At 71.9% G+C, this 6,373-nt stretch carries 4 protein-coding genes; 2 read left to right on the plus strand and 2 right to left on the minus strand.

From position 1 onward, the window contains the following. Positions 1 to 123 precede the first annotated feature (123 nt). Positions 124 to 936 carry a DUF6542 domain-containing protein gene (locus QH290_RS10450; protein WP_280382699.1) on the minus strand — a complete coding sequence of 271 codons (813 nt, stop codon included), beginning with the start codon at positions 934 to 936 and terminating at the stop codon, positions 124 to 126. Between the two features lie 58 nt (positions 937 to 994). Next, positions 995 to 2,131 carry a DNA recombination protein RmuC gene (locus tag QH290_RS10455; protein ID WP_280382700.1) on the minus strand — a complete coding sequence of 379 codons (1,137 nt, stop codon included), beginning with the start codon at positions 2,129 to 2,131 and terminating at the stop codon, positions 995 to 997. 154 nt (positions 2,132 to 2,285) lie between these two features. Here QH290_RS10455 and QH290_RS10460 point away from each other — a divergent pair, with 154 nt between their 5' ends. Both QH290_RS10460 and QH290_RS10465 read left to right on the plus strand, forming a co-directional pair. Then, entirely contained in the window at positions 2,286 to 3,461 is a 1,176-nt protein-coding gene (locus QH290_RS10460; RefSeq protein ID WP_280382701.1) for an exonuclease SbcCD subunit D, read from the plus strand. A gap of 43 nt (positions 3,462 to 3,504) precedes the next feature. Further along, positions 3,505 to 6,373: AAA family ATPase (locus tag QH290_RS10465; RefSeq protein ID WP_280382702.1), on the plus strand; the 2,869-nt coding region annotated here is incomplete at its 3' end.

The following is a 6,373-nucleotide window of genomic DNA, read 5'->3' on the forward strand; positions in this document are numbered from 1 at the left end:
TTGCCGGAAATGAGGTTGGGCGGCGGAGCACCTCGAATGTGGTTGGTGCGTAACGATGTTCGCGGGAGGTGCGATCAACTCGTGTGGGGACGATGCACCGGGCGAACTCGCGGCTGCCGTATGTCAGCGCTCGATGCGGCCGGAATCGCGGTCGCGATAGCGGACGTTCGGGCGCGGATGCGGCGGGACGTCTCCGTTGCGTTGCGGACGGGCGCGCCGGGCGGGCTGATCGGCCGCCGCGGCGCGATCGGAGGCTCGCGGATACGCCGGGGCGGGGGAGACGCGGGGCGGGCGCTCCGCGACCCGTCCGGAGGTCCGGCGATTCGGCCGCGCGGGGGCGGGGTCGGCGTCCGCATCGGCCGCGGCCGGTCGTGAGGAGCGCGCACGGCGGCGCAGCGTGTCGGACTGGGCGGCCGTGCGGGTCCGGCGGGCACGATCGCCGGGACGCGGCCCGCGAGTCGTGCTTCTGCGGACTCGATCGCCGCCGGTGTCCTGCGCCTCCCGTCGATGCATCAGCACGCGGCCGCCGCCGATCAGCAGCACCAGAACCGTCGCCAACGCCATCGTCGGAAACCGGTTCACCAGCGGAATCGCCAGATTCAGCAGGATGTCCTTCACCGAGGTCGACGTCCGGCCCAGCAGTTGCTGATAGGCCAGCGGGACCGACACGAACAACAGCAGTGGCGGCGTCACCATGGTGGTGAACAGGCCGCGGTAGCGAACCACCAGCGCCGCCAGCACACAGCCCACGATGTAGCAGACCGAGAACGTCCGGGTCAGCTCCTTGCCGCTGCTGCCTGCATCAATGAAGAACCCGATAAAAGTGCAGGCCACTGCGATCAACACCGCCGCACCGGCGGGGACACCGGGCACCGACGGGATGATCGAGCGGTGCGATGCGGGCACCTCGGATCGCTCGCGTTGGGTAGCTGCCACGTAAAGCACACTATCTGCCGCGGCCGAAACCTGTCTCGACGCCGGGCGGATGGAGGGCTTACTCGCTGGTCTCGGCCAGTCCCACCGCGCGTGGCCAGGCCTCCACCCGGCCGATTGCCGGCACCTCCCGATCCCCGATCTCCAACTCGTGCAGCCGCCGGGCCGTGACCATCACCCGCGACTCCACGGTCGCGACCGTGTGATTGAACGCGTCCACGGCCTTGCCCAGTTGCGCGCCCAGCCGGTCCAGATGGCGGCCGGTCGTGTGCAAGCGCGCGTACAGTTCCCGCCCCAGTTGCTGAACCGTAGCCATATCGCGGGACAGCGCCTCCTGCCGCCAGCCGAACGCGACGGTCCGCAACAGCGCGATCAGCGTCGTCGGGGTCGCGAGGATCACATTCCGGCCGAATGCGTACTCGAGCAGACCCGAATCGGCCGACAGGGCGGCGTCCAGGAACGGGTCACCGGGGACGAACAGCACCACGAACTCCGGGGAGGGGTCGAACGCCGTCCAGTACGCCTTGTCGGCCAGCTGATCGACATGTGCGCGCAGATGCTTGGCATGCCGAGCCAGGTGTTCGCCACGTGGCCGCGGATCGTCCTCGGCGGTGGCGTCCAGATATGCCGTCAGCGGCACCTTGGCATCGACGACGATCTGGCGGCCGCCCGCCAGCCGCACCACCAGATCGGGCCGCACCCCGCCGTCGTGCCCCGCGCGGCTCACCTGAGTGTCGAAATCGCAGTGCCGCGACATTCCGGCCAGCTCCACCACCCGCTCCAGCTGGATCTCACCCCAGCGGCCGCGCACCTGCGGCGCCCGCAGCGCCGACACCAGCTGCCCGGTCTGCGAGGAGAGCTGATGCGAGACGCGCTGCATGCCCGCCACCTGTTCGCGCAGGCCGGAATAGGCGTTGATGCGATTGTGCTCGACCTGCTGGAGGTGCTGATTCAACGCACCGACAGCCTCGCGCAGCGGCTCCACGAGTGTGCCGACCGCATGTGAATTGCGGCGTGCCGCATCCTCGTTCGCCGCGCTCAACGACTGCCGCAGCGTTCTCTCGTTATCGCGCAGCGCCGCCAGCTGCGCCTCGGCCGCGGCCGCGCGCTGACCCGCCCGCGCGGCATGGCCCAGCCAGCCCAGTCCGAACCCGGCGGCGAACACCAACAGCAGCGCAAACAGCATCGGTGCGGTCATAGGTGCTGATAGTGCCCCATCCCACCGACAAGAACGAGGAAGCGGGCAAACGGCAGGCGGGACCCGTGCGGCGGTGGCGATTTTGGGACAGGTCGGCGGCCGTGCGGCCTGGCGGTTTCGTCTGTGTCGGTGGGAGGGGCTACGGTTTCGCGGCATGCGGATGCTGCATACGTCGGACTGGCATATCGGGCGCACCTTCCACGGCGTCGATCTGCTTGCCGACCAGGCTCGTTCGCTGGAATCGATTGCCGAGCTCGTGGCAGCCGAGCGGGTCGAGGTGGTGTTGCTTCCGGGAGATGTGTACGACCGATCGATTCCCAGCGCCGACGCGATCGCGGTGTGCAACCACGGATTCGAGGCGATCCGCGCGGCGGGCGCGGTGATCGTGGCAACCTCCGGCAACCACGATTCCCCGACCCGGCTGGGCGCGCTCGGCAGCTTCGCGGCGGCCGGTGGGCTGCATCTGCGCACCGCGGTGGCCGATATGTGGCGGCCGGTGCTGCTGTCCGACGAGTTCGGTGACATCGCCTGCTACGGCATCCCGTATCTGGAGCCGGAGATCACCCGCGCCGAACTCGAGGTGCCGCAGGCGCGTTCGCACGCCGAGATTCTCGACGCGGCGATGGCGCGCATCCGGACCGATCTCGGCGACCGCGGCAATCCGCGGTCGGTGGTGCTGGCGCACGCGTTCGTGGTGGGCGGCGAGGCGACGGGGTCGGAGCGGTCGATCTCGGTCGGCGGTGTGGAGACGGTGCCGCTGGGCGCCTTCGACGGGATCGACTACGTGGCGCTGGGCCATCTGCATTCGCCGCAGACGCTGTCGGAATCGGTGCGCTATTCCGGTTCGCCGCTGCCGTATTCGTTCGCCGAGCGCTCCCATCGCAAGGCCGTCTGGATCCTCGACTTCGACGCCGACGGACTCACGGAGGTCGTGCGCCACGATCTGCCTCAGGTGCGCGCCCTGTCGCAGCTCACCGGCACCCTCGAGGAGTTGCTCGACGATCCGGCGCACGCCGCGGCCGAGGACCACTACGTCTCGGCGACGCTGACCGATCACGCCCGCCCGGTGGATGCGCTACGCCGCCTGCGCACGCGATTCCCGCACGCGGTGCACGTGGAATGGTCTCGGCCCGAGGGCAATCCGGAGCTGCGCTACCGTGAGCGGGTGCACGGCCGACGCGATACCGAGGTCGCCCGCAGCTTCCTCACCGACGTCCGTGGCGAACCGACGGCGGGTGAAATGCAGTGGGTGGAGCGCGCATTGGTCGCGGCGGTCGCCGAACGCGAGTCCGAGGCGGCCGCGCCCGTCACCGGCGAGCTCTCGGCATGAGTGAGCCCGCAGTCGATCCGGTGCCGTCCACCGGAGGCCGCGCATGAGGCTGCATCGGCTGGAGATGACGGCGTTCGGTCCCTTCGCCGATACCGCCGCCGTCGACTTCGACGAGCTGGGCGCCGACGGATTGTTCCTGCTGCACGGGCAGACCGGCGCGGGCAAGACCACCGTGCTCGACGCGATCGCGTTCGCGCTCTACGGCCGGGTGCCCGGGGCGCGCGGGGAGAGCAAGCGGCTGCACTCCGATCACGCCGACCCGCAGACGCCGCCGCGGGTCGTGCTCGAGGCGACGCTCGGCGGGCGCCGCCTGCGGCTGACCCGCTCGCCGGAGTTCCAGCGGCCGAAGAAGCGCGGCACCGGCTGGGCCACCGAACAGGCCGCCGCCACCCTGGAGTGGCTGGACGGGCGCGGCCGGAACCTTTCTCGCATACCGGATATCGGCGACGAGGTGAATCGCCTGCTCGGCATGAGCGCCGACCAGTTCTTCCAGGTGGTGCTGCTGCCGCAGGGCGATTTCGCGCGATTCCTGCAGGCGGACAACGAGGATCGCGAGAAGCTGCTCGAAAAGCTTTTCGACACAGAGCGTTTCGGTACCGCCGAGCAGTGGCTGGCGCAGCGGCGGCGGGAGAGCGGGGCCGAGCTCGAGGCGCAACGGCTGAGCATCGACCGCCTGATCGCTCAGGTGGGGGTCGCCGCCGGTGCCGGAGCCACCGAAACGGTCGGCCCGCTGGAGGCGGTCGACTGGTCGCAGCGCCTGCTGGCGACGGCCCGCACCGACCTGACCGCGGCGGCCACGGAACTCGAACGCTGCCAGCGGGATTCGGCCCGCGCCCAGACCGCCGCCGAGCAGCAGCGCCGCCTACAGGAGCTGCGACGCCGGCTGACGGCCGCCCGCGCCCAGCTCGACGACTACGCCGCCGGTGCCGACCGCCGCGCGCAACTGACCACCGAACTCGACCGGTCCCGCCGCGCCGAACCGGTCGCCGCGGCCCTCACCGAGGCGCGCTCGGCCGCGGTGCTACTGCGGCGCCGCACCGACGAGGCCCGGGCGACCGCCGAGCGCCTGGCCGCCCGCCTCCTGGAACCTCCGAGCCTGGAACTCGAGGGAACCGGCTGGGCCGCAGCCGACTTGGCCGACAGCGAGCTGTCCGGCACCGACCTGGCCGACGACCTGACCGTAGTGGCGTCCGAGGCACAGGACGCGATTCCCGCAGCGGGCTCGGGTGCGCCGGACAACAGCGCCCGGCCCACGCGGGTTGCGGGTCTGTCCGAGCAGCCCGCCAGTCCGCTCGACCAATCGGGCCGGGCTGAGCGGACTGGGAGTCTGCCCGAGCAGGCGGGCCGGGCTGAGCGGATCGGGACTCCTTCCCCGCAGGCGGTGGACCCGGTCGAGCAGGTCACGTCCCTGGACGAGCCTGTCGAATTGGAACTGTTCTCGCTCGAAAGCATCATGCCCGCGCCGCGGCCTTCCGACGATCCGGCCGAGGCCAAGCCCGCGGCGGGACCCTCCGACGGTCCGGCCGAGACCGAGTCCCGCCTGTCCGTCGAATTGCACCTGGCTTCGGCAGTCGATCGAGCCGAGGCCGTGTCGGCGGTAGGCCCTTCCGACGATCCGGCCGCGGCCAAGCCCGCGGCGGGACCCTCCGACGACCCGGCCGAGACCATGCCCGGCCTGGCTGCCGGATCCCATCCCGAGTCGGCAGTCGATCGGGCCGAAACGATGTCCGGGTCGGCCGCCGGGTTGCGCCTGGGGTCGGTAGCCGGTCCTGCTAGGCCCATGCCCGCGGTGGGGCCGTCCGATGATCCGACGGGGCCGATGCCCGGCCAGCCCGTCGGACCCCGCCTGGAGTCCGCAGTCGGTGCTGCTGACGCCATGTCCGGCTCCGCCGCCGGATCTCGCCTGGAGTCGGAAGTCGATCAGGCCGAGAAGATGTCCGGCTCCGCCGTCGAATCTCGTTTGGAGTCGGCGGTGCGGCGGTGGTCGGCGCAGATCGGGGCGTTGGACGAGGTGCGGGCCGATGCCGAGTCGGCGAGCGCGCTGTCGGCCGAATTGGCAAGTCTGCGTACCGAATACGCGGAGCTGACCGGTCGCACCGAGAAGCTGTCGGTCCGGCGTGCCGAACTGCCCGAGTCCATCCGGACGGCCGAGGTGCGGCTGCGCGAGGCGGCCGACGCGATGGCGGGGCTGCCGGGGCTGGCCGCCGAGTGCGAGCGCTTGCGCACCGCCGCCTCCGCCGCGATCGACCTGGTCCGGCGCCGGAAGGAATCGGCACAGGCCCGCACCGACTACGAGACGGCCCGGTCCGCACACGTCGACGCCCGGGAACACACGCTCGATGTGCGGGAGCGGCGGCTCGCCGGAATGGCCGCCGAGCTGGCCGGTGCCCTCGCCGAGGGCCAGCCGTGCGCGGTCTGCGGCGCCCTCGAGCATCCCACGCCCGCCCGCCCGGCCGATGCCGCCGCCACCCGGGCCGACGAGGAGCAGGCGGTGGCCGACGAACGCGCCGCCGAGACCGTCCGCGACCGGGCACTGGCCCGCTGCACCGAGCTGGAGCGCCAGATCGAGGTGCTGATCGAGCGCGGCGGCGACGGCGACCGGGCCGAGCTGGCCGCCGCGCTGAACGCCGCCACCGAGCGCCACGAGGCCGCGGGCCGCGCGGCCGTCCGGCACGACGATCTCACCGTCGAACTGGCGCGCCTGCGCACCGACGAGACCCGACTGCAGGACGAGCTGCGCGATCTCGAAAGCCGTTGCAGCGCAGTGCAGGAACGCATGTTTGCCGCCGACCGGCGGCTGGCTGAACTCAACGAACGGCTGCGGGAGGCGGGGGGGGGCGCCCGGCCCGGGGGGCCCCCCCCCCCCCCCCCGGGGGGGCGAGGCCCCGCGGGCCCCCCCCCCCGGAGCCCCC

It is taken from the genome of Nocardia wallacei (assembly GCF_029869545.1).
Lineage (GTDB): Bacteria > Actinomycetota > Actinomycetes > Mycobacteriales > Mycobacteriaceae > Nocardia > Nocardia wallacei_A.